The sequence below is a fragment of the Stenotrophomonas sp. 93052_Sma genome (genome assembly GCF_056481145.1).
Window position 1 is genome coordinate 235207 of record NZ_CM151134.1, and the last position, 23377, is coordinate 258583.

The 23377-nt window shown below is 67.1% G+C and carries 21 protein-coding genes and 2 pseudogenes; 16 read left to right on the forward strand and 7 right to left on the reverse strand.

Annotated features, from left to right (window positions below; translation table 11 throughout):
• Window position 1: 1 nt before the first annotated feature.
• A pseudogene (locus tag ACZK2V_RS01030) lies at window positions 2–1164 on the forward strand (acyl-CoA dehydrogenase family protein).
• 376 nt (window positions 1165–1540) lie between these two features.
• Here the strand turns inward: ACZK2V_RS01030 and ACZK2V_RS01035 are convergent.
• Window positions 1541–2020 (reverse strand): tRNA (cytidine(34)-2'-O)-methyltransferase, encoded by a 480-nt coding sequence (locus tag ACZK2V_RS01035; RefSeq protein ID WP_005407625.1) that lies wholly within the window; start codon window positions 2018–2020, stop codon window positions 1541–1543.
• 69 nt (window positions 2021–2089) lie between these two features.
• Window positions 2090–2566, reverse strand: a complete 477-nt coding sequence (locus ACZK2V_RS01040; protein ID WP_180844584.1) for an XAC0231 family protein — start codon at window positions 2564–2566, stop codon at window positions 2090–2092.
• 416 nt (window positions 2567–2982) lie between these two features.
• On the opposite strand from ACZK2V_RS01040, the gene ACZK2V_RS01045 reads away from it, so the two are divergent.
• From ACZK2V_RS01045 to ACZK2V_RS01060, 4 genes are all read left to right on the forward strand, one after another.
• Window positions 2983–5832, forward strand: coding sequence for a M16 family metallopeptidase (locus ACZK2V_RS01045; RefSeq protein ID WP_180844585.1), 2850 nt, complete (start codon window positions 2983–2985; stop codon window positions 5830–5832).
• 214 nt (window positions 5833–6046) lie between these two features.
• The gene (locus ACZK2V_RS01050) at window positions 6047–6364 is read left to right on the forward strand and encodes a DUF4156 domain-containing protein (protein ID WP_005407628.1); all 318 of its coding nucleotides are present in this window, start codon (window positions 6047–6049) and stop codon (window positions 6362–6364) included.
• Between the two features lie 103 nt (window positions 6365–6467).
• Window positions 6468–7484 (forward strand): 3-oxoacyl-ACP synthase III, encoded by a 1017-nt coding sequence (locus ACZK2V_RS01055; protein ID WP_014035559.1) that lies wholly within the window; start codon window positions 6468–6470, stop codon window positions 7482–7484.
• Between the two features lie 116 nt (window positions 7485–7600).
• A complete protein-coding gene (locus tag ACZK2V_RS01060; protein WP_107431622.1) occupies window positions 7601–8491 on the forward strand; it encodes an alpha/beta fold hydrolase in 891 nt (296 codons plus the stop codon).
• 87 nt (window positions 8492–8578) lie between these two features.
• Here ACZK2V_RS01060 and ACZK2V_RS01065 read toward each other — a convergent pair whose 3' ends face one another.
• Window positions 8579–9004, reverse strand: coding sequence for a YkgJ family cysteine cluster protein (locus ACZK2V_RS01065; RefSeq protein WP_004135417.1), 426 nt, complete (start codon window positions 9002–9004; stop codon window positions 8579–8581).
• 104 nt (window positions 9005–9108) lie between these two features.
• Here ACZK2V_RS01065 and oleC point away from each other — a divergent pair, with 104 nt between their 5' ends.
• The 3 genes from oleC to ACZK2V_RS01080 all read left to right on the forward strand — a co-directional run bounded on the left by oleC (window position 9109) and on the right by ACZK2V_RS01080 (window position 11994).
• Complete coding sequence (oleC, locus tag ACZK2V_RS01070; RefSeq protein WP_180844586.1) at window positions 9109–10767, forward strand: olefin beta-lactone synthetase; 1659 nt, start codon at window positions 9109–9111, stop codon at window positions 10765–10767.
• Complete coding sequence (gene oleD, locus ACZK2V_RS01075) at window positions 10764–11756, forward strand: 2-alkyl-3-oxoalkanoate reductase (protein WP_032130147.1); 993 nt, start codon at window positions 10764–10766, stop codon at window positions 11754–11756. Before oleC ends, oleD begins: the two co-directional genes overlap by 4 nt.
• Window positions 11757–11838: 82 nt before the next feature.
• The gene (locus tag ACZK2V_RS01080) at window positions 11839–11994 is read left to right on the forward strand and encodes a DUF1328 domain-containing protein (RefSeq protein ID WP_004153593.1); all 156 of its coding nucleotides are present in this window, start codon (window positions 11839–11841) and stop codon (window positions 11992–11994) included.
• Window positions 11995–12140: 146 nt separating this feature from the next.
• On the opposite strand, the gene ddlA is transcribed toward ACZK2V_RS01080, so the two are convergent.
• The gene (gene ddlA / locus ACZK2V_RS01085) at window positions 12141–13235 is read right to left on the reverse strand and encodes a D-alanine--D-alanine ligase (RefSeq protein WP_180844587.1); all 1095 of its coding nucleotides are present in this window, start codon (window positions 13233–13235) and stop codon (window positions 12141–12143) included.
• A gap of 480 nt (window positions 13236–13715) precedes the next feature.
• Here ddlA and ACZK2V_RS01090 point away from each other — a divergent pair, with 480 nt between their 5' ends.
• The 4 genes from ACZK2V_RS01090 (at window position 13716) to ACZK2V_RS01105 (ending at window position 17472) form a co-directional block, all read left to right on the forward strand.
• The gene (locus ACZK2V_RS01090; protein ID WP_032130462.1) at window positions 13716–14351 is read left to right on the forward strand and encodes a ubiquinone biosynthesis accessory factor UbiJ; all 636 of its coding nucleotides are present in this window, start codon (window positions 13716–13718) and stop codon (window positions 14349–14351) included.
• On the forward strand, window positions 14348–16003 hold the full coding sequence (gene ubiB, locus ACZK2V_RS01095) for a ubiquinone biosynthesis regulatory protein kinase UbiB (protein WP_107431620.1): 1656 nt from the start codon (window positions 14348–14350) through the stop codon (window positions 16001–16003). Before ACZK2V_RS01090 ends, ubiB begins: the two co-directional genes overlap by 4 nt.
• A 5-nt stretch (window positions 16004–16008) precedes the next feature.
• Entirely contained in the window at window positions 16009–16587 is a 579-nt protein-coding gene (locus ACZK2V_RS01100; RefSeq protein WP_180844588.1) for an O-methyltransferase, read from the forward strand.
• 141 nt (window positions 16588–16728) lie between these two features.
• A complete protein-coding gene (locus ACZK2V_RS01105) occupies window positions 16729–17472 on the forward strand; it encodes a pseudouridine synthase (RefSeq protein ID WP_180844589.1) in 744 nt (247 codons plus the stop codon).
• A 75-nt stretch (window positions 17473–17547) separates the two neighbouring features.
• On the opposite strand, the gene ACZK2V_RS01110 is transcribed toward ACZK2V_RS01105, so the two are convergent.
• Complete coding sequence (locus ACZK2V_RS01110; RefSeq protein WP_010487093.1) at window positions 17548–18075, reverse strand: DUF2059 domain-containing protein; 528 nt, start codon at window positions 18073–18075, stop codon at window positions 17548–17550.
• A gap of 134 nt (window positions 18076–18209) precedes the next feature.
• On the opposite strand from ACZK2V_RS01110, the pseudogene arfB reads away from it, so the two are divergent.
• The 3 genes and pseudogenes from arfB (at window position 18210) to dcp (ending at window position 21512) form a co-directional block, all read left to right on the forward strand.
• Window positions 18210–18637 (forward strand): annotated as a pseudogene (gene arfB / locus ACZK2V_RS01115) (alternative ribosome rescue aminoacyl-tRNA hydrolase ArfB).
• 46 nt (window positions 18638–18683) lie between these two features.
• Window positions 18684–19244 carry a lysophospholipid acyltransferase family protein gene (locus tag ACZK2V_RS01120; RefSeq protein ID WP_223276957.1) on the forward strand — a complete coding sequence of 187 codons (561 nt, stop codon included), beginning with the start codon at window positions 18684–18686 and terminating at the stop codon, window positions 19242–19244.
• Between the two features lie 111 nt (window positions 19245–19355).
• On the forward strand, window positions 19356–21512 hold the full coding sequence (dcp, locus tag ACZK2V_RS01125) for a peptidyl-dipeptidase Dcp (RefSeq protein WP_107431618.1): 2157 nt from the start codon (window positions 19356–19358) through the stop codon (window positions 21510–21512).
• 113 nt (window positions 21513–21625) lie between these two features.
• On the opposite strand, the gene ACZK2V_RS01130 is transcribed toward dcp, so the two are convergent.
• The gene (locus ACZK2V_RS01130) at window positions 21626–22072 is read right to left on the reverse strand and encodes a 3-dehydroquinate dehydratase (RefSeq protein ID WP_032968155.1); all 447 of its coding nucleotides are present in this window, start codon (window positions 22070–22072) and stop codon (window positions 21626–21628) included.
• 3 nt (window positions 22073–22075) lie between these two features.
• Window positions 22076–22477, reverse strand: coding sequence for a hypothetical protein (locus ACZK2V_RS01135; protein WP_021203742.1), 402 nt, complete (start codon window positions 22475–22477; stop codon window positions 22076–22078).
• 182 nt (window positions 22478–22659) lie between these two features.
• On the opposite strand from ACZK2V_RS01135, the gene lepB reads away from it, so the two are divergent.
• Window positions 22660–23286: a signal peptidase I gene (gene lepB, locus ACZK2V_RS01140; protein ID WP_180844590.1), complete on the forward strand. Its 627-nt coding sequence runs from the start codon at window positions 22660–22662 to the stop codon at window positions 23284–23286.
• The last annotated feature ends 91 nt before the right edge of the window (window positions 23287–23377 follow it).

Consider the following 23377-nt stretch of genomic DNA (forward strand, 5'->3'; position numbering starts at 1 on the left):
CATGGCTTTGCATCCGTACGATCTGTTCGATGTCCGTTCCCTGCTCAACGAGGAAGAGCGCGCGTGCAGGAGAGCGTCGCCCGCTTCACCAACGAGCGCGTGCTGCCGATCATCGGCGATGCCTTCGACCAGGCCCGCTTCCCTTCAGAGCTGGTGCCGGAGATCGCCGCGCTGGGCCTGCTCGGTGCCACCCTGCCGGCCGAATACGGTGGCGGCGACCTCGGTGCGGTCAGCTATGGCCTGATCTGCCAGGAGCTGGAGCGCGGCGATTCGGGCCTGCGCAGCTTCGTCTCGGTGCAGAGCTCGCTGTGCATGTACCCGATCTATGCCTACGGCAGCGAGGAGCAACGCCAGCAGTGGTTGCCGGCGATGGCGCGCGGTGAGCTGATCGGCTGCTTCGGCCTGACCGAGGCACACGGCGGTTCCGATCCGGCCAGCATGAAGACCCGCGCGGTGCGCGACGGCAGCGACTGGCGCATCAGCGGCAGCAAGATGTGGATCACCAGCGGCCCGGTGGCCGATCTGGCCATCGTCTGGGCGCAGACCGAGGACGGCATCCAGGGCTTCGTGCTGGAAAAGGGCATGGCCGGCTTCACCACGCAGGAGATCAAGCACAAGATGAGCCTGCGCGCATCGCTGACCGGCGCGCTGTTCTTCGACGACGTGCGCGTGCCCGACAGCCACCGCCTGCCGAACGTGAAGGGCCTGAAGGGCCCGCTGGGTTGCCTGACCCAGGCCCGCTACGGCATCAGCTGGGGCCCGATCGGCGCTGCCATTGCCTGCCTGGATGAAGCGCTGGGCTATGCCAAGGAACGCGTGCTGTTCGGTCGCCCGCTGGCCGCCACGCAGAGCGCGCAGATCAAGCTGGCCGAAATGGCCCGTCGCATCACCACCGCGCAGCTGCTGGCCCTGCAGCTGGGCCGCCTGAAGGAAGCCGGCCAGCTGCAGCCGCAGCAGGTCAGCCTGGCCAAGTGGAACAACTGCCGCATGGCCATCGACATCGCCCGAGAGTGTCGAGACCTGCTGGGCGGGGCCGGTATCACCACCGAGCATGTGGCGATCCGGCATGCACTGAACCTGGAATCGGTGATCACCTATGAAGGCACCGAGACCGTGCACCAGCTGGTGATCGGCCGCGAACTGACCGGCATCAACGCGTTCTGAGTGCACCGGTAGTGCCGGCCGCTGGCCGGCATTGCCCAGTAGCGTATTCGCAGGCGAGCGATCGGTGTACCGAACCGCGCACCGTACCGAGATGGGTTCAAGGACAGCCTGTACCGCGCGGCTGTTGGGTCCGCCTTGAAGCGAGCCGAGCACCGCAGGTCCGGCGGGGGCGAAGAGGCGCGGGTGTCTGAGCGCAGCGAGTTCCGCGCCGTCCCCCGGCGGGCCGAGGAGCGCAGGGCACCGGTGCGCAGCACCGGCTCGCGGATGGCGGCGCGTTTCTTTTGGTTACTTTTCTTTCCGCGCGGAAAGAAAAGTAACGCCCATGAACGCATGCGCCCGCCACAGCAACGACCAGGCAGAAGAGAGACGCGTGGCGTTACGCCCCGCCCGCAAACCCGTGCTGCCGCCACGCTTCGTACATCACCACCGCAACGGTGTTGGAAAGATTGAGGCTGCGGTTGTCCGGCCGCATCGGCAGGCGCAGGCGGCGGCCATCGGGCAAGGCATCGAGCACGTCCTGCGGCAGGCCGCGGCTTTCCGGGCCGAACAGGAAGGCATCACCATCTTCAAAGGCCACGCTGTCGTAGCGCACGCTGGCCCGGGTACTCAGTGCGAACAAGCGCTTTGGTGCGATCCGCGCCAGCGCGGTGTCCAGGTCGGGGTGCACCTGCAGGCGCGAGTACTCGTGGTAGTCCAGGCCGGCGCGCTTGAGCTGCTTGTCTTCCAGTGCGAAGCCGAGCGGCTCGACCAGGTGCAGCTGCGCGCCGGTGTTGGCGCAGAGCCGGATCACATTGCCCGTGTTGGGCGGGATTTCCGGTTGGAACAGGATCACATGGAACTGGGGCGCGGCATTCATCGGCGCAGTGTACCTGCGACGACCGCCGCCTTTACGGCGCACGCCCTGCGCTGGGCAGGGCGGCACCGCTTACGGGCGCAGCAGGACCTGGGCGGTTTCGGTGGCCAGGGCCTGCAGGTCGGCGGCGCTCGGGCGCACCTGCAGGGCCGGCAGGTTGACGATGACCGAGTTGGCGACGTTGGTGGCGGCAGCAGCCAGGGTGGCGGCGTAGCGCTGGGCTTCCATTTCGGCGGCCAGGGCGACGCGCTGTTCCAGGCTCGGGCGCACTTCCACCGAGGCCAGGGTGGTGATCGGCATCGCGGCAGCAACCGGGGCGGCAACGTAGCCGTTGCGCTCGGCCAGCTGGTCGGCGCTCGGACGCACTTCCACGGTAGCCAGGGTCGGGATGCCGCTGGCCTGTTCCCAGGCCTGCTGGGCCAGCTGGTCGGCGGCCGGGCGGACCTGCACGGTGGACAGGGTCTTGATGGATTCGGAGGCCTGCACCGACGAAACAACCGCGGTGCCGGCGATCAGGGCGATGGCGATGGCAATGGTCTTGGTGTTCATGACGGGGCCTGTTTAGTGTTGGTGATCAGTGGTGTGGTAGTAAGGTAGTACACCGATTCTGGGCTTGCAAGGAAAATTTTCGGTTTCCTGCATTTGTTCAGTCTTCAGTCAGCTTTCGTCTGAAGCCCTTCCTGGCGCAGGAAGTACCAAGCAATCCCTGTGCCAACTTTTAGTTGTTGATTTATAAGGGTTTTATGTTCATCGGAAAGTGTCCGGTGGGCGGACACCTGTCCATTCGATGTGCCGCGGACACTGTCCGGACGCCTTAAGCCGGCGCATGTGACGTTTCAGGAGCGTCCGTGGGCGCCGGGCTGGATGGCCATCGGGGCAAACACCCCCAGTGACTGGCGACCGATTCCTGCCGCTGCCTGCGCAGGCTAGGATCGGGGTTCACCTATGTGACCAAGGATCCGGATATGTCTCTCGCCCTTCGCCCGCGCGCTGCACTGCTGGCCGTCGCCCTCAGCACCGCCCTGGGCACGCTTGTGCCTTCCCATGCGCTGGCGGCCAAGCCGGCCGCACCGGCCAAGGTCGATATCCCGTATGAGCAGTTCACCCTGCCCAACGGCCTGCGCGTGATCGTGCATACCGATCGCAAGGCGCCGATCGTCGCCGTCAATGTCTGGTACCACGTGGGCAGCAAGGACGAACCGGCCGGCCGTACCGGCTTCGCGCACCTGTTCGAACACCTGATGTTCCAGGGCAGCGAAAACCACGACGGCGAATTCTTCGAACCGTTCAAGCAGGTCGGTGCCACCAACCAGAACGGCACCACCAATACCGACCGCACCAACTACTTCGAGAACGTGCCCACCACCGCGCTGGACATGGCGCTGTGGATGGAGTCGGACCGCATGGGCCATCTGGTCGGTGCGATCGACCAGGCGGCGCTGGACGAGCAGCGTGGCGTGGTGCAGAACGAGAAGCGCCAGGGCGAGAACCAGCCCTACGGTCAGGCCTGGGACCAGCTCAACAAGGCGCTGTACCCGGTAGGCCACCCGTATCACCACGGCGTGATCGGTTCGATGAACGATCTGAACGCGGCGTCGCTGGATGACGTGAAGACCTGGTTCCGCACCTGGTACGGCCCGAACAACGCGGTGCTGGTGCTGGCCGGCGACATCGACCTGGCCACTGCCAAGGAAAAGGTCGGCAAGTACTTCGGCAGCATCCCGGCCGGCCCGACCATGGCGCAGCCGGCAGTGAACGTGGCCAAGCGCAACGCCGACACGCGCGAGACGATGACCGACAAGGTGCCGCAGGCGCGCATCTACCGCGCCTGGAACGTGCCGCAGGTCGGCACCACGGATGTCGATCAGCTGCAGCTGTTCGCGCAGGTCCTGGGCGGTGCCAAGTCCTCGCGCCTGAGCCAGCGCCTGCAGCACCAGGACAAACTGGTGGACAGCATCGCCTCGGGTCTTTCGACCTCGCAGCTGGGTTCGAACTTCGTGATCATGGCGACGGTCAAGCAGGGCCAGGACCCGGCCAAGGTCGAGAAGATCATCGACGAGGAACTGGACCGCCTGATCAAGCAGGGCCCCACCGCGGCCGAGCTGGAGCGCGCCAAGACCGGTGCCCGCGCCGGCTTCATCCGCGGCATCGAGCGCATCGGCGGCTTCGGCGGCAAGGCCGACGCACTGGCCGAGTGCGCGGTGTTCACCGGCGACCCGGGCTGCTTCCGCACCTCGCTGGCCAACAGCGAGAAGGCCAGTGCCGCTGATCTGAGCCGGCTGGGCGCGCAGTGGCTGGACAAGGGCAGCCACACCCTGGTGATCGCACCGGGTGAGCGTGTGGCGCTGAAGGAAGACCCGAGCCAGGCGCCGAAGCCGTTCAACGTTCCCGCGGTGGACCCCAAGTACAGCACCCTGCCGGAGCAGGTCGACCGCAAGGCCGGCGTACCGCAGACCCGCGAGTTCCCGCAGCTGAAGTTCCCGGCGCTGCAGCGCGCCACGCTGAAGAACGGCACCCAGGTGATCCTGGCCGAACGCCATGAGATTCCGGTGGTGCAGTTCAGCTACCAGTTCCCGGGCGGCTTCAGCGCCGACCAGGGCCGCAAGCCGGGCACCGCCAACTTCACCATGAGCCTGATGACCGAAGGCGCCGGCAAGCTCGGCTCGCTGGCCTTCGCCGATGCTGCCGATGCGCTGGGCGCCAGCCTGGATGCCTCGGCCGGCCTGGACTCGATGAGCGTGGACCTGTCGGCACTGAAGGAAAACCTGGCACCGTCGCTGGCGCTGTACCGCGACCTGCTGCGCGAGCCGCGCTTCGAGCAGGGTGAGATCGACCGGGTCAAGGCGACCTGGATCGCCGGCATCCAGCAGGAGAAGGTCAACCCGGGTGCGGTGGCGATGCGCGTGCTGCCGCCACTGCTGTATGGCAAGGGCCACCCGTATGCCATTCCGTTCACCGGCAGTGGCGATGAGGCGGCGATCAGCGGCCTGACCCGCGAAGATCTGGTTGATTTCCACCACGACTGGCTGCGCCCGCAGAACGGCACCCTGATCGTGGTCGGTGATACCACGCTGGCGGAAATCGTGCCGCTGCTGGACAAGCAGCTGGGCGACTGGAAGGCTGCCGGCGATGCTCCGCAGGTGAAGGCGGCGACCGACGTCGCATTGCCGAAGGGCCCGCGTGTGTTCCTGATCGACCAGCCGGGCGCGGTGCAGGCCAACCTGTTCGCCGGCCAGGTGGTCGCGCCGTCCAGCGCCACCAGCTCGACCCGCTTCGATATCGCCAACGGCGTGATCGGTGGCGACTTCACCTCGCGCCTGAACATGAACCTGCGTGAGGACAAGCACTGGTCGTATGGTGCGCGCAGCAGCGCGATCAATTCGGTGGGCCAGCGCCCGTGGATGGCCAGCGCGCCGGTGCAGATCGACAAGACCGGCCCGGCGATGGCGGAAATGCGCAAGGAAATCGCCGCGTTCGCCGACGGCAGCAAGCCGGCCACCGCCGCCGAGGTCAACCGCATCCGCAACATCCAGACCCTGAGCCTGCCCGGTGCCTACGAGACCGCCAGCGCGGTGGCGTCGACCATCGGTTCGATCGTGCAGTTCAAGCGCCCGGATGACTACGTGCTGCGCCGCAAGGCCGAGATCGAGGCGATGACCCCGGCACAGGTGCAGCAGGCCGCCGCCGAGATCAAGCCGCAGGCGCTGACCTGGGTGGTGGTGGGTGACCTCAAGCAGACCGAAGCGGCCGTGCGCGCGCTGAACCTGGGCGAGGTGACCGTGATCGACGCCGAAGGCAACCCGGTCAAGAAATAAGGGATGCGCCTGCCCGCCCCCGCGGGCAGGCCTCCCCGGGTAGTGCCGGCCGCTGGCCGGCAACCTTGCTCTGGTAGTGCCGGCCGCTGGCCGGCAACTCCGTGACCCGAAGGCGGGGTCAGGCTCCCCTGCGGGGGATCTGACCCCACCCACCGGCTACCCCCGATTCAGGCTGTTCAGGCAGAATCCCCCCATACCCTTCCAGGATCTGCCCATGCGCGTTCTGCTGCTTTCCTCCCTGCTGCTCACCGTCACCGCCTGTACCTGGGTGCCGATCGAACCGGCCGGCAAGGCGACCCGCGTGCTGCCGGCAGGCCCGGTTCCCGCTGGCTGCATCGCCAAGGGCGAGGTGGTGGTCACCGTGAAGAGCAAGGTCGGCTTCTACAACCGCAACCCGCTGCGTGTGCAGGAAGAGCTGGAAACCCTGGCCCGCAACGAGGCGCCGAGCGCCGGTGCCAATGCCGTGCAGGCCGCCGCGGCTCCGGCCGATGGCAGTCAGCGCTTCGCCGCTTTCCAGTGCCCGCCGCGCTGAACCCTTCACCATACGGCCAAGCCTGAATTCGTAAAGATGCGGTGAAGGCCCCGGGGGTTATAGAATAGCGCCCCCTTTTGCCTGAGCCTTGGCGCTAACCTCGATGCTCTTCAAGAATGTCTCGATCGCCGGCCTGGCACACGTTGATGCGCCGCACACGCTGACGACCAAGGAAATCAACGAGCGGCTGCAGCCGACGTTGGATCGCCTCGGTATCCGCACCGACGTGCTCGGCGATATCGCCGGCATCCATGCCCGCCGCCTGTGGGACAACGGCGTGCTTGCGTCCGATGCCGCCACCATGGCCGGCCGCAAGGCGCTGGAAGACGCGGGCATCGATGCAACGCAGGTTGGCCTGCTGGTCAACACCTCGGTCAGCCGCGACTACCTGGAGCCGTCCACGGCCTCCATCGTGTCGGGCAACCTCGGCGTCAGCGACGAGTGCATGACCTTCGACGTCGCCAATGCCTGCCTGGCCTTCATCAACGGCATGGATATCGCGGCGCGCATGATCGAGCGCGGCGACATCGACTACGCGCTGGTGGTGGATGGCGAGACCGCCAACCTGGTGTACGAGAAGACCCTGGAGCGCATGACCGCCCCGGACGTCACCGCCGACGACTTCCGCAACGAGCTGGCCGCCCTGACCACGGGTTCGGGCGCCGCCGCGATGGTGATGGCGCGCTCGGAGCTGGTGCCGGATGCGCCGCGCTACAAGGGCGGCGTGACCCGCTCGGCCACCGAGTGGAACCAGCTGTGCCTGGGCAACCTGGACCGCATGGTCACCGACACCCGCCTGCTGCTGATCGAAGGCATCAAGCTGGCCCAGAAGACCTTCACCGCCGCCAAGATCGCCTTGGGCTGGGCCGTGGAAGAGCTGGACCAGTTCGTGATCCACCAGGTCAGCCAGCCGCACACTGCTGCGTTCATCAAGAACTTCGGCATCGACCCGAAGAAGGTCATGACCATCTTCGGCGAGCACGGCAACATCGGCCCGGCCTCGGTGCCGATCGTGCTGAGCAAGCTCAAGCAGCTGGGCAAGCTGAAGAAGGGCGATCGCATCGCGCTTCTGGGCATTGGCTCGGGCCTGAACTGCTCGATGGCTGAAGTGGTCTGGTAAAAAAGTCACCGCTGACCTGCTGCGCGATTGCCTCGCCAATCGCTCGCGACGGACAGCGATGATCTTCCAAGTGTCCAAGGGCCGGTTCTACCGGCCCTTTCTACAGGTGCGATCCGATGTCCCAGCTTCCCGGTTACCCCGCCCACCCGCAGCGCTTCGAGGTCCGCCCCGGCCTGTCGATGAACTATCTCGACGAAGGCCCGCGCGATGGCGAAGTGGTGGTGATGGTGCACGGCAACCCGTCGTGGAGCTATTACTGGCGCACGCTGGTGGCCGGCCTGTCGGACACGTACCGCTGCATCGTGCCGGACCACATCGGCATGGGCCTGTCGGACAAACCCGATGACAGCCGCTACGAGTACACGCTGCAGTCGCGCGTGGACGACCTTGATGCGCTGCTGAAGCACCTGGGCATCACCGGTCCGGTGACCCTGGCCGTGCACGACTGGGGCGGCATGATCGGCTTCGGCTGGGCGCTGTCGCACCACGACCAGGTGAAGCGCCTGGTGGTGCTCAACACCGCCGCGTTCCCGATGCCGGCGGCGAAGACGATGCCGTGGCAGATCGCGCTGGGCCGGCACTGGAAGATCGGCGAGTGGATCATCCGCACCTTCAACGCGTTCTCGTCCGGTGCCTCGTGGCTGGGTGTGGAGCGGAAGATGCCGGCCGATGTGCGCCGCGCCTACGTGTCGCCGTACAACAACTACGCCAACCGCATCAGCACCATCCGTTTCATGCAGGACATCCCGCTGTCGCCGGCCGACAAGGCCTGGTCGCTGCTGGAGCGTGCCGGCAAAGCGCTGCCGTCGTTCGCGGACCGCCCGGCCTTCCTCGGCTGGGGCCTGCGCGACTTCGTGTTCGACCACCACTTCCTGAAGGGCTTCCAGGCCGCGCTACCGCAGGCCCAGGTGCATGCCTTCGAGGATGCCGGGCATTACGTGCTGGAAGACAAGCATGAAGTTCTGGTGCCGGAAATCCGCGCGTTCCTGGACGCCAACCCGCTCTGATCGGATCCCGGTAGTGCCGGCCGCTGGCCGGCAAGCGCTGTCGCGCGCCGGGTTCATGAGGTTGCCGGCCAGCGGCCGGCACTACCCCTACGCCGCGATCGGCGCCTGCGGTGACGGGCTGTTGCCGTTGTCGTCCGGGTGGTCGTCGTCGTTGCCCGCTTCGTCGCGCCAGCGCCAGTCGGCCAGGGTCAACGGATCCAGGCCATAGGCAATGCGCGCCTTGTCGCACTGCGGGCTGGCCTTGCCGTACTCCCACGATGCATCCACCTCACGGCACACGCTGGGCCGGTTGGGGTGGATGGTGCAGCGTGAATACACGCCGATCTGCGCATCCAGCGCCACGCAGCGCACCGGCTTGGAGTGGGTGCCGCGCATGCACAGGCGATGCGGGTCCAGCACCTCGGTCAGCTGGTGCGGTACGCCGCCGGGGGTGACCTCGTCTGATTCCATCCAGTGGAAGGCCACGCGGTATTGGGTGCAGCAGGCGCCGCAGGTCATGCAGGGATGTTGCATGGGCAAGCCGCCTCGGGCGGCAGTCGGAATCAGGAACGAGGGTGCGGATTTTCCACGAAGTGGGCCGCCGCGCAAGAAATTCCGTAAGCGGCGACAATGAACGGATGAACCGACCCTGCAATATTGCCGCCCGTTTGCCTGAACTGGCGCGTGAACGGCCCGACCAGATCGCCATCCGCTGCCCGGGCCGCCGTGGCGCCGGCAACGGCATGGCCGCCTACGACGTGACCCTGGATTACCGCCAGCTGGACGCCCGCAGCGACGCCATGGCGGCTGGCCTGGCAGGCTACGGGATCGGTCGCGGGGTGCGCACGGTGGTGATGGTGCGGCCGTCGCCGGAGTTCTTCCTGTTGATGTTTGCCCTGTTCAAACTGGGTGCGGTGCCGGTGCTGGTCGACCCGGGCATCGACAAACGCGCGCTGAAGCAGTGCCTGGATGAGGCGCAGCCGGAGGCTTTCATTGGCATTCCGCTGGCACACGTGGCGCGGTTGGCGCTGCGCTGGGCGCCCTCGGCGACCCGCCTGGTCACCGTCGGCCGCCGCCTCGGCTGGGGCGGGACCACGCTGGCCGCGCTGGAGCGCGCCGGTGCCAACGGGGGGGCGATGCTGGCCGCCACCGATGGCGAGGACATGGCCGCGATCCTGTTCACCAGCGGCTCCACCGGCGTGCCCAAGGGCGTGGTCTACCGCCACCGTCATTTCGTCGGCCAGATCCAGCTGCTGGGCAGTGCCTTTGGCATGGAAGCGGGCGGGGTGGACCTGCCGACCTTCCCGCCGTTTGCCTTGTTCGACCCGGCGCTGGGCCTGACCTCGGTGATCCCGGACATGGACCCGACCCGGCCGGCACAGGCCGACCCGGCACGCCTGCACGATGCCATCCAGCGTTTCGGCGTGACCCAACTGTTTGGCTCGCCTGCGCTGATGCGGGTGCTGGCCCGTCACGGCCGGCCGTTGCCGACGGTGACCCGGGTGACCTCGGCCGGCGCCCCGGTGCCGCCGGATGTGGTCGCCACCATCCGCAGCCTGTTGCCGGCCGATGCGCAGTTCTGGACCCCGTACGGTGCCACCGAGTGCCTGCCGGTGGCGGTGGTGGAAGGCCGCGAGCTGGAGCGTACCCGCGCGGCCACCGAGGCCGGTGCCGGTACCTGCGTGGGCAGCGTGGTTGAACCGAATGAGGTGCGCATCATCGCCATCGATGACGCACCGTTGGCCGACTGGTCGCAGGCGCGCGTGCTGGCCACCGGCGAGGTGGGCGAGATTACCGTGGCCGGACCGACCGCTACCGACAGTTACTTCAACCGCCCGCAGGCCACCGCGGCGGCGAAGATCCGCGAGACGCTGGCCGATGGCAGCACGCGCGTGGTGCATCGCATGGGTGACGTGGGCTACTTCGATGCGCAGGGCCGCCTGTGGTTCTGCGGCCGCAAGACCCATCGCGTGGAAACCGCACAGGGGCCGCTGTACACCGAACAGGTGGAGCCGGTGTTCAACACCGTGCCGGGCGTGGCGCGCACGGCACTGGTTGGCGTTGGCCCGGCGGGTGCGCAGGTGCCGGTGCTGTGCGTGGAGCTGCAACGTGGTCAGTCAGACAGCCCGGCGCTGCAGGAAGCGCTGCGTGCGCACGCAGCAGCCCGCACGCCAGAAGCCGGCCTGCAGCACTTCCTGATGCATCCCGCGTTCCCCGTCGATATCCGTCACAACGCCAAGATCGGCCGCGAGAAGCTCGCCGTCTGGGCCAGCGCCGAACTGGAGAAGCGCGCATGAAGATCCTGGTCACCGGTGGTGGTGGTTTCCTTGGCCAGGCGCTGTGCCGCGGGCTGGTCGAACGTGGCCACCAGGTGCTGGCGTTCAACCGCAGCCACTACCCGGAACTGCAGGCGATGGGGGTGGGACAGATCCGTGGCGATCTGGCCGATGCGCAGGCGGTGCTGCACGCGGTGGCCGGCGTCGATGCGGTATTCCATAACGGCGCCAAGGCCGGCGCCTGGGGCAGCTATGACAGCTACCACCAGGCCAACGTGGTCGGCACCGACAACGTGATCGCCGCCTGCCGCGCGCACGGCATCAGCCGGCTGGTCTACACCTCCACGCCCAGCGTGACCCACCGCGCGACCCACCCGGTGGAAGGCCTGGGGGCTGACGAGGTGCCGTACGGCGAGGACTTCCAGGCACCGTATGCGGCGACCAAGGCGATCGCCGAACAGCGCGTGCTGGCGGCCAATGACGCCTCGTTGGCGACGGTGGCGCTGCGCCCGCGCCTGATCTGGGGCCCGGGCGACCAGCAGCTGGTGCCGCGCCTGGCCGAACGTGCGCGGCAGGGCCGCCTGCGGCTGGTCGGCGATGGCAACAACAAGGTCGATACCACTTACATCGACAACGCCGCGCTCGCGCATTTCCTCGCCTTCGAAGCCTTGGCACCGGGTGCCGCGTGTGCGGGCAAGGCCTACTTCATTTCCAACGGCGAACCGCTGCCCATGCGCGAGCTGGTCAACAAGCTGCTGTCCGCTGTGGGGGCACCAACGGTGGACAAGGCGATCAGCTTCAAGACCGCTTATCGAATCGGTGCGGTCTGCGAGCGGCTGTGGCCGCTGCTGCGCCTGCGTGGCGAGCCGCCGCTGACCCGCTTCCTGGCCGAGCAGCTGTGCACGCCGCACTGGTACAGCATGGAGCCGGCGCGCCGTGACTTCGGCTACGTGCCGCAGGTCAGCATTGAAGAAGGGCTGCGCAGGCTGAAGGCTTCATCTGCCGCATAGGTCGCCATCACTGGTTGCACACCGCCAGATCGGGAGGATGGACCCACGCCATCCAACGGCCCGGACATCTGCGAGGAGCACCATGCTGCATTACGCCGTTATTTTCTTCGTCATCGCCATCATCGCTGCCGTGCTCGGCTTCTCCGGCATCGCCGGTGCCGCCAGCAACATCGCCTGGATCCTGTTCGTTGTGTTCCTGGTACTGGCAGTGATTTCGATGTTCCGCAAGCGCGGCTAGAAGACCGCTGGGTAGTGCCGGCCGCTGGCCGGCACTGTTCTTTCCGGTGGGTGCCGACCGTCGGTCGGCACGCATCTTTGTAGAGTCGAGCCATGCTCGACTCATGAAAAGCAGTCGAGCATGGCTCGACTCTACAGAGAGCGCTGCTACACAGCGCTGTGCAATCCGCGATCGGCTTCATGGCGCTGCAGCGCCAGTTCGATCAGGCGCGTGATCAGCGTGGTGTAGTCCACACCGCTGGCGCCCCACAGCTTCGGGTACATGCTGATGCGGGTGAAGCCCGGCAGCGTGTTGACCTCGTTGATGACGATCTCGCCGTCTGCGGTGAGGAACACATCCACGCGCGCCATGCCCGCACACTCCAGCGCCTGGTAGGCCCGCAGCGCGATCTGCTGGATACGCGCCTGGGTTGCAGCATCGATATCCGCCGGCACGACCACCTCGGCGCCATCCTCGTTGATGTACTTGGTGTCGTAGGCGTAGAACTCGTCGTGCACCACCACCTCGCCGCACAGGCTGGCCTGCGGCTGTTCGTTGCCCAGCACCGCGCACTCGATCTCACGGCCGGCCACCGCCGATTCGACCAGCACCTTATGGTCATAGCGCAGCGCCAATGCAAGTGCCGCGGCGAAGCCCGCCGCATCCTTGACCTTGCTCACACCCACCGACGAACCCTGGTTGGCCGGCTTCACGAACAACGGCAGGCCGAGCTTCGCGATCACCGCATCGACATCAACGTCAGCGGCCTGGTGACGTCGGATGCACAGCCACGGCGCCACCTGCAGGCCAGCGTCGCGCAACAGGCGCTTGGTCACGTCCTTGTCCATCGCCATCGCCGAGCCCAGCACCGGCGAACCGACGAAGGGCAGGTTCGCCATGCGCAGCAGCCCCTGCAGCGCACCGTCCTCGCCCAGCGGCCCGTGCACGATCGGCAGTACCACATCGATCTGGCCCAGCGCGCTGGCCGCATCGGAGGGCTGCAGCTGTGCCTGTTCCACACCCGGGCGCACCGCCAGCGACGTACCGGACCGATGCAGCGCGATGCGCGACGGATCATCGGCATTGATCAGGAAGGTATCCGGCTGGCTCAGATGCCACTGGCCCTGCTTGTCGATACCGACCAGCACCGGCTCGAAGCGCTCGCGATCAAGCGCATCGAGGATGTTCTTCGCCGACTGCAGCGAAACTTCGTGCTCGGAGGACTTGCCCCCGAAGATGATGCCGACCCGGGTCCGTGCCATGGTGTTGCGATGTCCTGTGCGTTGCGTGGCCGTACAGCATGAACCTTCCATTGCCGCACAGGTGAGGCACAGATGAACCGCCTGGCGGCCGGCTCGAGTAGCGGCCAACCTTGGTTGGCACCCTCGGAAATCCAGCGCCGACCAAGGTCGGCATCTACCAGAGCACGTTCCGGCAGATCGCAGGAACCTGTCGAAGGCGGGGTGGGTCCGGTTGCGGGGGCCTGAGCCGCATGGGCCCGAGGCATGCCTCGGGCGGGTTGGGCAGGACGCCCAACCCCGGTCTTGCCGTGTGCGCAGGACAGCGCACACGAGCATGCGGCGACCGAGCTTACAGGGACGTACTTGCAGCGGTCCCCGCAACCGGACCCACCCCGCCTCTCCACAGGAAGCCAGCCTTTGATGTTGCTCTCGCAGTGGCATCTGCGGGTGCCGGGCGGCAGCCCGGCCCAAGCCCCCCACCCACGCAGGTAGAATGCGCACATGGCTCTCTCCCTGCTCAAGTCCCTCAAGCCGGTCGCTGGCCGCGCCCTGCAGATCGCCCTGAACCGCGCGCTGGCGCTGGATCCGGATACCCGCCATGCACTGGCCAGCCTCGACGGCCGGCACATCGACCTGACCCTGGAAGCGCCGTCGCTGGCCATGCGCATCAGCGTCGACGGTGATGCACTGCGGGTCGGCCCGGTGGACGCGCAGGAAGCCGACCTGGCCGTGCGCAGCAGCCTGGCCGGCGTGCTGGCGCAGCTGCCGCTGCTGGCCAACGCACGGCGCGGCGACAACAACGGCAAGGGTCGCGTGCGCGTGGCCGGTGATGCCGAACTGGCGCGTCGCCTGCAGCAGCTGGCCAAGGGCTTCGATCCTGACTGGCAGCAGCCGTTCGTCAGCGTGTTCGGCGACGTGCTGGGCGTGCAGGTGGCCAACACCCTGCGCAGCGCCCTGCAGCATGCGCGCCAGGGCGCGATCGACCTGGCCCACAGCGCCGCCGAGTTCATCACCGAGGAATCGCGCGACGTGGTGCCGCGTGCCGAGCTGGATGCCTTCCACGACGATGTGGACGTGCTGCGCGACGACGTCGAACGCCTCGGTGCACGCGTGCAGCGTCTGCGGGGTGCCGCATGAAGGCCGTGCTGCGTGCCAGCCGCATCGGCCGGGTGATCCTGCGTTACCGCCTCGACGACCTGTTGCAGGGCACTCCTGCCGAGCGCTGGCTGCGCCTGGCCAAGCCGTTCGTGCCGCGCGCCTCGGCCGACATCGCCGCTCAGTCGCGCGGTGCACGCCTGCGTCTGGCGCTGCAGGATCTGGGCCCGATCTTCGTCAAGTTCGGCCAGATCCTGTCCACCCGCCGCGACCTGGTGCCGCCGGATGTGGCCAATGAACTGACCCTGCTGCAGGACCGGGTCAAGCCGTTCGATGGTGAGACCGCGCGTCGCATCGTCGAGGAAGCGCTGGGCCTGCCGGTCAGCGAGGCCTTCGCCAGCTTCGATACCGAACCGCTGGCCTCGGCCTCGATCGCGCAGGTGCACGCAGCCACGCTGGCCGATGGCCGCCAGGTGGTGGTCAAGGTGCTGCGCCCGGGCATCGAGAAGCAGATCGACGCCGATATCGCGTTGCTCAATTCGCTGGCTGCCCTGGTCGAGCGCACCCACCCGCGCGCCGACAAGATCCGCCCGCGCGAAGTGGTGGCCGAAGTCGAGAACACCCTGGCTGCCGAGCTGGACCTGCAGCGCGAAGGCGCCAATGCCAGCGTGCTGCGCCGCTTCTGGGAAAACAGCGACGATCTGTACGTGCCGGAAGTGATCTGGAGCCACACCGCCGAGCGGGCACTGACCCTGGAACGCGTGTGGGGCATCCCGTCCGATGACATCGCCGCACTGGACAAGGCCGGCATCGACCGCAAGGCGCTGGCCGCCAAGGGCGTGCGGGTGTTCTACACCCAGGTGTTCCGCGACAACTTCTTCCACGCCGATGCGCACGCCGGCAACATCTGGGTCGACACCGATCCGGCGCGCCGCGCCAACCCGCGTTTCATCGCGCTGGACTTCGGCATCATGGGCCAGCTCTCGCAGGAAGATCAGTACTACCTGGCCGAGAACTTCATGGCCATCTTCAACCGCGATTACCGCCGCATCGCCGAACTGCACGTGCAGGCACGCTGGATGCCGGACAACGTGCGCATCGATGACCTCGAGGCCGCCGTGCGTTCGGTGTGCGAGCCGTACTTCACCCGGCCGCTGTCGCAGATCTCGCTGGCCGAAGTGCTGATGAAGCTGTTCCGCGTGGCCCAGCGTTACCAGCTGACCCTGCAGCCGCAGCTGATCCTGCTGCAGAAGACCCTGCTGAACATCGAAGGCGTCGGCCGCCAGCTCGACCCGCAGATCGACATCTGGGCGGTGGCCAAGCCGGTGCTGGCGAAGATCCTGCGCGAGCGTTACAGCCCGCGCCGGGTGGTACGCGAGATCGGCAAGCGCCTGCCGGAAATCATGACCCATGCGCCGGACATGCCGCGCCTGGTGCACGCCTGGCTGACCCAGCAGGTGGAAGGCCGCCACGAACTGTCGATGCGTTCGCGCGACCTAGCCGCACTGGATGCCAGCGTGCAGCGCCTGCAGAAGCATGCGGTCGGCGCGATCACCGGTGTCGGCCTGCTGGCCATCGCTGCACTGATGTATGTGCTGCAGCCGCCGGGCTGGTACTGGGGCGACGTGCCGGCGTGGAGCTGGCTGTCCGGTGCGCTCGGCGCAGTGGCGCTGCTGCGCGCGTGGTGGAAGTAGGCCCCATGCTGCAGGCACTCAAGGACGAACTGATCCGCTTCGGCGCCGACAACGACGCACGCGAGAGCGAGCGCGGCCGACGCATGCTCAACATCACGCCCGACACCGGTGAATTCCTGTCGGTGCTGGTGCGCTTCGGCAACGCTCGCCGGGTGCTGGAAATCGGTACGTCCAACGGCTATTCCACGCTGTGGCTGGCCGAGGCAACCGCCGCCATCGACGGCCACGTGACCACGCTGGAATACGCCGAGGACAAGGTGGCGATGGCGCGTGATACCTTCGCGCGCAGTGGTCTGGCCGATCGCATCACGCTGGTCCACGACGATGCCGGGCTCTGGCTGGCGCAGGCCGCCGATGCCTGCATCGACCTGCTGTTCCTCGATTCGGACCGCGGGCAGTACGCCGGCTGGTGGCCGCAGCTGCGTCGTGTGCTGCGCCCGGGTGGCCTGCTGGTGGTGGACAACGCCACCTCGCATGCGGAAGAGATGCAACCGCTGCGCGTGCTGCTGGACGCTGATCCGGACTTCAGCACCAGCCTGGTGCCGGTGGGCAACGGCGAGCTGCTGGCCGTGCGCAGCGCCTGACCGCTCTACAGGTAGGTGCCAATCTTGGTTGGCACGCTGTTGCCGGCCGCTGGCCGGCAACCGCAGCCATCCGACTGCCCGGAGACAGCCGGCCAGCGGCCGGCTCTACCCCATTCAATGCCCAGCCCCGATAATCCTGCCGTGAGCACCGAACCCGATACCCTCGCCGCGGTCGAGACCGACACCGCGCCCCTGCAGCTGCTGCACCTGGATGAGCGCCTGGCCGTGGTCAACAAGCCTGCCGGGCTGATGGTCCACGACAGCAAGCTGGCCCGTGGCGAAGACGACTTCCTGGCCGACCGCCTGCGCGAGCAGCTGGGCCGCCCGATCTTCCTCGTGCATCGCCTGGACCGGGCCACCAGTGGCTGCCTGCTGCTGGCCTTCGACCGCGACACCGCCAGCGCGCTGGGCAAGGCACTGATGGGCGGCGAAGTGCTGAAGGACTATCTGACGGTCTGCCGGGGCTGGCCGGCCGAGCTCGCCTGGCAGGTCGATCATGATCTGGACGGCGGCCCGGGCAAGCCGGTGAAAAAGCCGGCGATCACCGACTTCCAGCGCCTGGCCACCGGCGAGCTGTCGGTGCCGGTCGGTGAATTCATCAGCTCGCGCTACGCGCTGCTGCGCTGCCAGCCGCAGACCGGGCGTTTCCGGCAGATCCGCCGGCACCTCAAGCACCTCTCGCATCACATGATCGGCGACACCAGCCACGGCGATGGTCGCCACAACCGCATCTTCCGCATGCAGGGCGTGCACCGCATGCTGCTGCACGCCGAGCGCCTGCGCTTCCCGCATCCGGACGGTGGCACGGTGGACGTGCGTGCGCCGTTGGACGGCGGGTTCCAGAAGGCGCTGGACCTGTTCGGCTGGCAGGTGGATATCGATTGACGGTAGTGCCGGCCGCTGGCCGGCATCTGCGCGATTCCAGATGTAATGGGGAGCCAGCCAGCGGCCGGCACTACCTCATTTCTTTTCCGGCTCGTTGACGATCGCTTCCAGATCCTTCTGCAGGTCCGCGAACAGCGGCTGCATGCGCGCCTGGATCGCCACCATCACGTTCTGCATCAGCGCCGGGGTCTTGTCCAGCAGGCTCTGGCCGGCCGCGCTCTCGTAGAACTCGGCCATCGCCAGCACGTCTTCCTTGCTGAAGGTCTTCTTGTACAGGTCCACGTACATCGGCCGCAGCTGCTGCCAGGACAGGGCCTGGCGCAGGGTCTGGCTGGTCCGTGCCTGGATCCGCTTCAGCTGTTCCTGCTGCTGGGCATTGAGCTGGCGCTGTGCGGCTACCTGCTGGAACTGCTGCTGCTGCATCGCCTCGATCTGCGGCAGCATGGTGTCGATCATGCTCTGCGCGCGTGAGGCCGACAGCAGGCGGTTGATGTCGCCATCGGTCGGTGGCGCGGCCAGGGCCGGAACGCTGGCCACGGCCAGCGCCAGCAGCAGGGCGGCGCGGCGCAGCAGGGACGGCAGGGCGGGTGCGGTGCGGGTCATGCGGGGCTTCCTGCAGTACATGGGACGGCCAGCATACCCGCAGCCAAGGCGAAGGCGGCGTGTTCGGTACCTGATCGGCGGCATACGGGGCGCGATGCCGCACTCCGGTGCGTGGCTGCCGCTACAATGCGCGGATGGGCAGTGGACCGGTCACCATCAGCGCGCAGCTTGAAATCCCCGACGGCGAGATCGTCGAGCGGTTCGTGCGTGCCAGTGGCGCCGGTGGCCAGAACGTCAACAAGGTCTCCACCGCGGTGGAACTACGTTTCGATGTGGCCAACTCGCCCTCGTTGCCCGAACCATTGCGCGCGCCTGCTGGCGCGGCGTGACCGGCGCATGACCGGCGAAGGCGTGCTGGTCATCGACGCGCAACGTTTCCGGACCCAGGATCGCAATCGCGAGGATGCGCGCGATCGGCTGGCGGCCTTCATCCAGGCCGGGCTGAGCGTGCCCAAGCCGCGCAAGGCCACCAAGCCGACCCTCGGGTCGAAACTGCGTCGTCTGGACGCCAAACGCGGGCGCGCAGATCAAGCGCGGGCGCTCATCACGTGACTGGGAGTGATTGCTTGAACAACCCGACTTCGTTGCTGCCGGCCGTGCCGCCGCAGATGCCGCAGGTCAAACCCAACGCCTTCCTGCGCTGGCTGGCGCGCTGCACCCTGCGCATGGGCGGCTGGAAGGTGACCGGTACCCTGCCTGACATCCCCAGGCTGGTCTTCATCATCGCCCCGCATTCGTCCAACTGGGATGGCCTGTGGGGCATGGCCGCGAAGATCGCGCTGGGCATGAAGGTGAAGGTGCTGGGCAAGGCATCGCTGTTCTGGTGGCCGCTCGGCCCGCTGCTGCACAAGCTGGGCGTGATCCCGCTGGACCGCAGCTCGCCGCAGGGCACCGTCGGCCAGGCCGTGGACCTGCTGCGCAACAACGAGAAGATGTGGTTCGCCATCACGCCCGAGGGCACCCGCAAGGCCGTGAAGGACTGGAAGGCCGGCTTCCTGAAGATCGCGCGGATGGCCGACGTGCCGATCCTGGCCGCGTATTTCCACTACCCGGAAAAGACCATCGGCATCGGCCCGCTGTTCACGCCGACCGGCGATGACGCCGCCGACATGGCCGCCATCCGCGAGTTCTACCGGCCCTGGATCGGCAAGACCCGCGGTACGGTCTGAGCCAGCCGCAGGCCGCCGCATAGACGCCACGTCCGGCACATGCCGGGCGAGCGCGACAGGAGTAGGGTGGAGGGCTGGTATCCCGTACCGTCTGCCCAAGGAGTGTTTTACATGTCGCGTACCGTAGTCCTGGCCGCCGCCATCAGCCTGGCGCTGGCGGCCTGTTCCGGCAAGGAGTCCACCCCCGTGTCCGATGCCCAGAAAGCCCCGGCCCAGCAGCCGGCCGAAGCCTCCACCAATCCGCTGCTGAGCGCCAGCACGCTGCCGTTCCAGGCGCCGCAGTTCGACAAGATCAAGGACAGCGACTACCTGCCGGCGTTCGAAGAAGGCATGCGCCAGCACCTGGCCGACGTGCGCAAGATCGCTGACAGCAGCGAGCCGGCCACCTTCGACAACACCATCGTGGCGATGGAGCGCAGCGGCGAGACGCTGAACCGCGTGTCGCGCATCTTCTTCGGCCTGGTCCAGGCCGATACCAACGATGCGCGCCAGAAGATCCAGGAAGACGTGGCGCCGAAGCTGGCCGCGCACCAGGACGAGATCAACCTCGATCCGAAGCTGTTCGCGCGCGTGAAGTCGCTGTACGACCAGCGTGACACGCTGGAGCTGGACCCGGTGCAGAAGCGCCTGGTCGAGCACTACTACGACGGTCTGGTGCGCGCCGGTGCGCAGCTGTCCGACGCCGACAAGGCGAGCCTGCGCAAGCTCAACGTGGAAGAAACCACCCTTTCCACCCAGTTCCACACCCGCCTGGTGGCGGCCACCGCCGCTGCGGCCGTTGTCGTCGACGACAAGGCCAAGCTGGCCGGCCTGGACGAGAATGCGATCAACAATGCCGCCAATGCAGCCAAGGATCGCAAGCTGGATGGCAAATTCCTGCTGCCGCTGCAGAACACCACCCAGCAGCCGGTGCTCGGCTCGCTGAGTGACCGCGACCAGCGTGCCGCCGTGCTGAAGGCCTCGGAAACCCGCGCCGAGCGTGGCGATGCCAACGACACCCGGCAGACCGTGCAGCGCCTGGCCCAGCTGCGTGCGCAGAAGGCCAAGCTGCTCGGCTTCGACACCTTCGCCGACTACCAGCTGGGCGACCAGATGGCCAAGACCCCGGCTGCCGCGCTCAAGCTGCTGACCGACACCGTGCCGGCCGCCACTGCCAAGGCGCGTGCCGAAGCCGGCGAGATCCAGAAGGTGATCGACGCGCAGAAGGGTGGTTTCCAGGTCGCTGCTTCGGACTGGGACTTCTACGCCGAGCAGGTGCGCAAGGCCAAGTACGATCTGGACGAGTCGCAGATCAAGCCGTACTTCGAACTGGACAACGTGCTGCAGAACGGCGTCTTCTACGCCGCTACCCAGCTGTACGGCATCACGTTCAAGCCGCGTACCGACATTCCGACCTACAACCCGGACATGAAGGTGTACGAAGTGTTCGACAAGGACGGCACCTCGCTGGCCCTGTTCTACACCGACTACTTCAAGCGTGACAGCAAGTCCGGCGGTGCCTGGATGGACGTGTTCGTCGAGCAGGACGGCCTGACCGGTGCCAAGCCGGTGGTCTACAACGTCTGCAACTTCACCAAGCCGGCCGCCGGCCAGCCTGCGCTGATCAGCTTCGACGACGTGACCACGATGTTCCATGAGTTCGGCCACGCACTGCATGGCATGTTCTCGAACGTGAAGTACCCGTCGATCGCCGGCACCGCCACCTCGCGTGATTTCGTCGAGTTCCCGTCGCAGTTCAACGAGCACTGGGCGCTGGATCCGAAGGTGTTCGCCAACTACGCCAAGCACTACAAGACCGGCGAGGCGATGCCGCAGGAACTGGTCGACAAGATCCTCAAGGCACGCAGCTTCAACCAGGGCTATGCGACCACCGAGTACCTGTCGGCCGCACTGCTCGACCTGGCCTGGCACACGCAGAAGGCTGACGCCCCGCTACAGGATGTTGGCGCCTTTGAAGCCAGCGCGCTGAAGAAGTTCAAGGTCGACCTGCCGCAGGTGCCGCCGCGCTACCGCACTACCTACTTCGATCACATCTGGGGTGGCGGTTACTCGGCCGGTTACTACGCCTATTTCTGGGCCGAAGTGCTGGACCATGACGCCTACCAGTGGTTCACCGAACACGGTGGCCTGACCGCGGCCAACGGCCAGGAGTTCCGCGACAAGATCCTCTCGCGCGGCAACAGCGTGGAGCTGTCGACCCTGTACCGCGATTTCCGCGGCAAGGACCCGTCGGTGGAACCGCTGCTGAAGTTCCGCGGGCTGAAATAAGAAACAGAAAACGGCGGGGGCAACCCCGCCGTTTTTCTTTGTGTAGCGTCGAGCTTGCTCGACGGTCTTTCCGCGAAAAGCCAGTCGAGCAAGCTCGACTCTACACAAGCGGCTTACGTCCCCACGTGCACCCGGTTCGCCTGCTCGGCCAGGCCCAGGTGATCCAGCGCGATATCCAGCGCCAGCACATAGCTCTGCGCGCCGTAACCAGCGGCGATGCCCAGGCGCTGGCCGACACCGGCCGGCAGGCACGGCTCGGCCACTGCACCGTCGTCATGCACTTCCACATAGGCGTTGTGCAGGTAGGGCAGCAGGCGCTGCAGGCGCAGGCTGTTGGCACATGCACCCGGATCCAGCAGGGTCACCTCGCCGCGGCTGTGGTCGGCCACACGCAGCGCATCCAGCAGTTCCTGTTCCGAACCGCAGGCACGGATCGCCACACTGGTACCGGCGTCGATCGCGCGATGCACCAGCGACTTCAGTACCGGCGCCGGCAGCGGCATTGCTGTGCGGATCAACGCACCGGACGCTTCCGGGCCACGGATGATGAAGATCGACATGGCTCAGCCCTCCTGTGCCAGGCGGCGGCCGACGATGGCCAGCGACAGCGGATAGCCGGCCTGCTGGCTGCGCTGGTCGACCACTACCGCGGCAGGACCATGCTGCAGGCGCAGGCGCGCATCCAGGCCGGGTTCGCTGGGTGACTGCAGTTCGATGTACTGCGCCGGCAACCGTTCCAGCGCCGCCTGCAGCGCGCCCCCCTCGGCCTGCCATTGCGCCTCGTCGGCCACGCCGACATCCAGCAGCACCCAGTCGGCCGAGCGCGCCTGCGGCTGGCACAGGCACTGGCGCACTTCAGACAGGCTGGCGCAGTCGCTGCACAGCACGCGATGGCCGGCCAACTGTGCCGGCAGCTGCGGACGCGGCGCCGACGAAGATGCGTGGCGGATCACCAGGAGGGTCATACAACACCTTGCGGAATGCGCCCTGCGGCGCGGTGGGCACACGATGCGCGTGCTGCCCGTAAAGGTGCGATGCCCGCTGCCGGGCCGGGGCGTAAAACCTGCGTAACCCGTGTCCGGCGCTACCGGGAACCTGCGGCGCCTGCGTGTGGTCTGATACCGCTATCACCTACCCGGAGCCTGTCATGGATGCTGTTGCCCGCCCTCCCTTTTCCGAACGCGCGCTGGCCTGGCTGAAGAAGGAAGCATTGCCGCTGCTGGTGATGCTCGGCCTGCTCGCCGCCGCCCGCGATACCCTCGCCAACCACTACGTGGTGCCCAGCGGCTCGATGCAGCCGACCCTGCAGCCCGGCGACCGGGTGGTGGTGGACATGCGCGCCTATGGCCTGCGCCTGCCGTTCACCGGCAAGGAACTGATGGCGACCGGCACCCCGCAGCGCGGCGAAGTGGCGGTATTCGACTCGCCGGCCGACGGCACCCGCCTGATCAAGCGCGTGGCTGCAGTGGCCGGTGATCATGTGCAGCTGCGCGAAGGCCATCTGAGCATCAACGGCCAGCCGCTGCAGACCGCCGACCTGCAGGACGTGGAAGCCTTCGGCGACCGCCATGCCCGCCTCGACCTGGACATGGGCGGCGGCCCGGACATCGCTGACCTGGTGGTGCCGGACGGCAAGGTACTGGTGCTGGGTGACCACCGTGGCAACAGCTTCGACGGTCGCTTCTTCGGCTTCGTTGACGCCGACAAGCTCTACGGCCGCGCCGTGGCGGTGTACTACCGTCGTGGCGACGGTTTCGAGTGGCAGCGTCTGTAAGCTGAATTGATACTTCTTATGTATCAATCCTGACCTACCAGGTTATGGATCGACTGGATCGACGGGCCTAGTCTGAGGCCCGTTCCCTCCC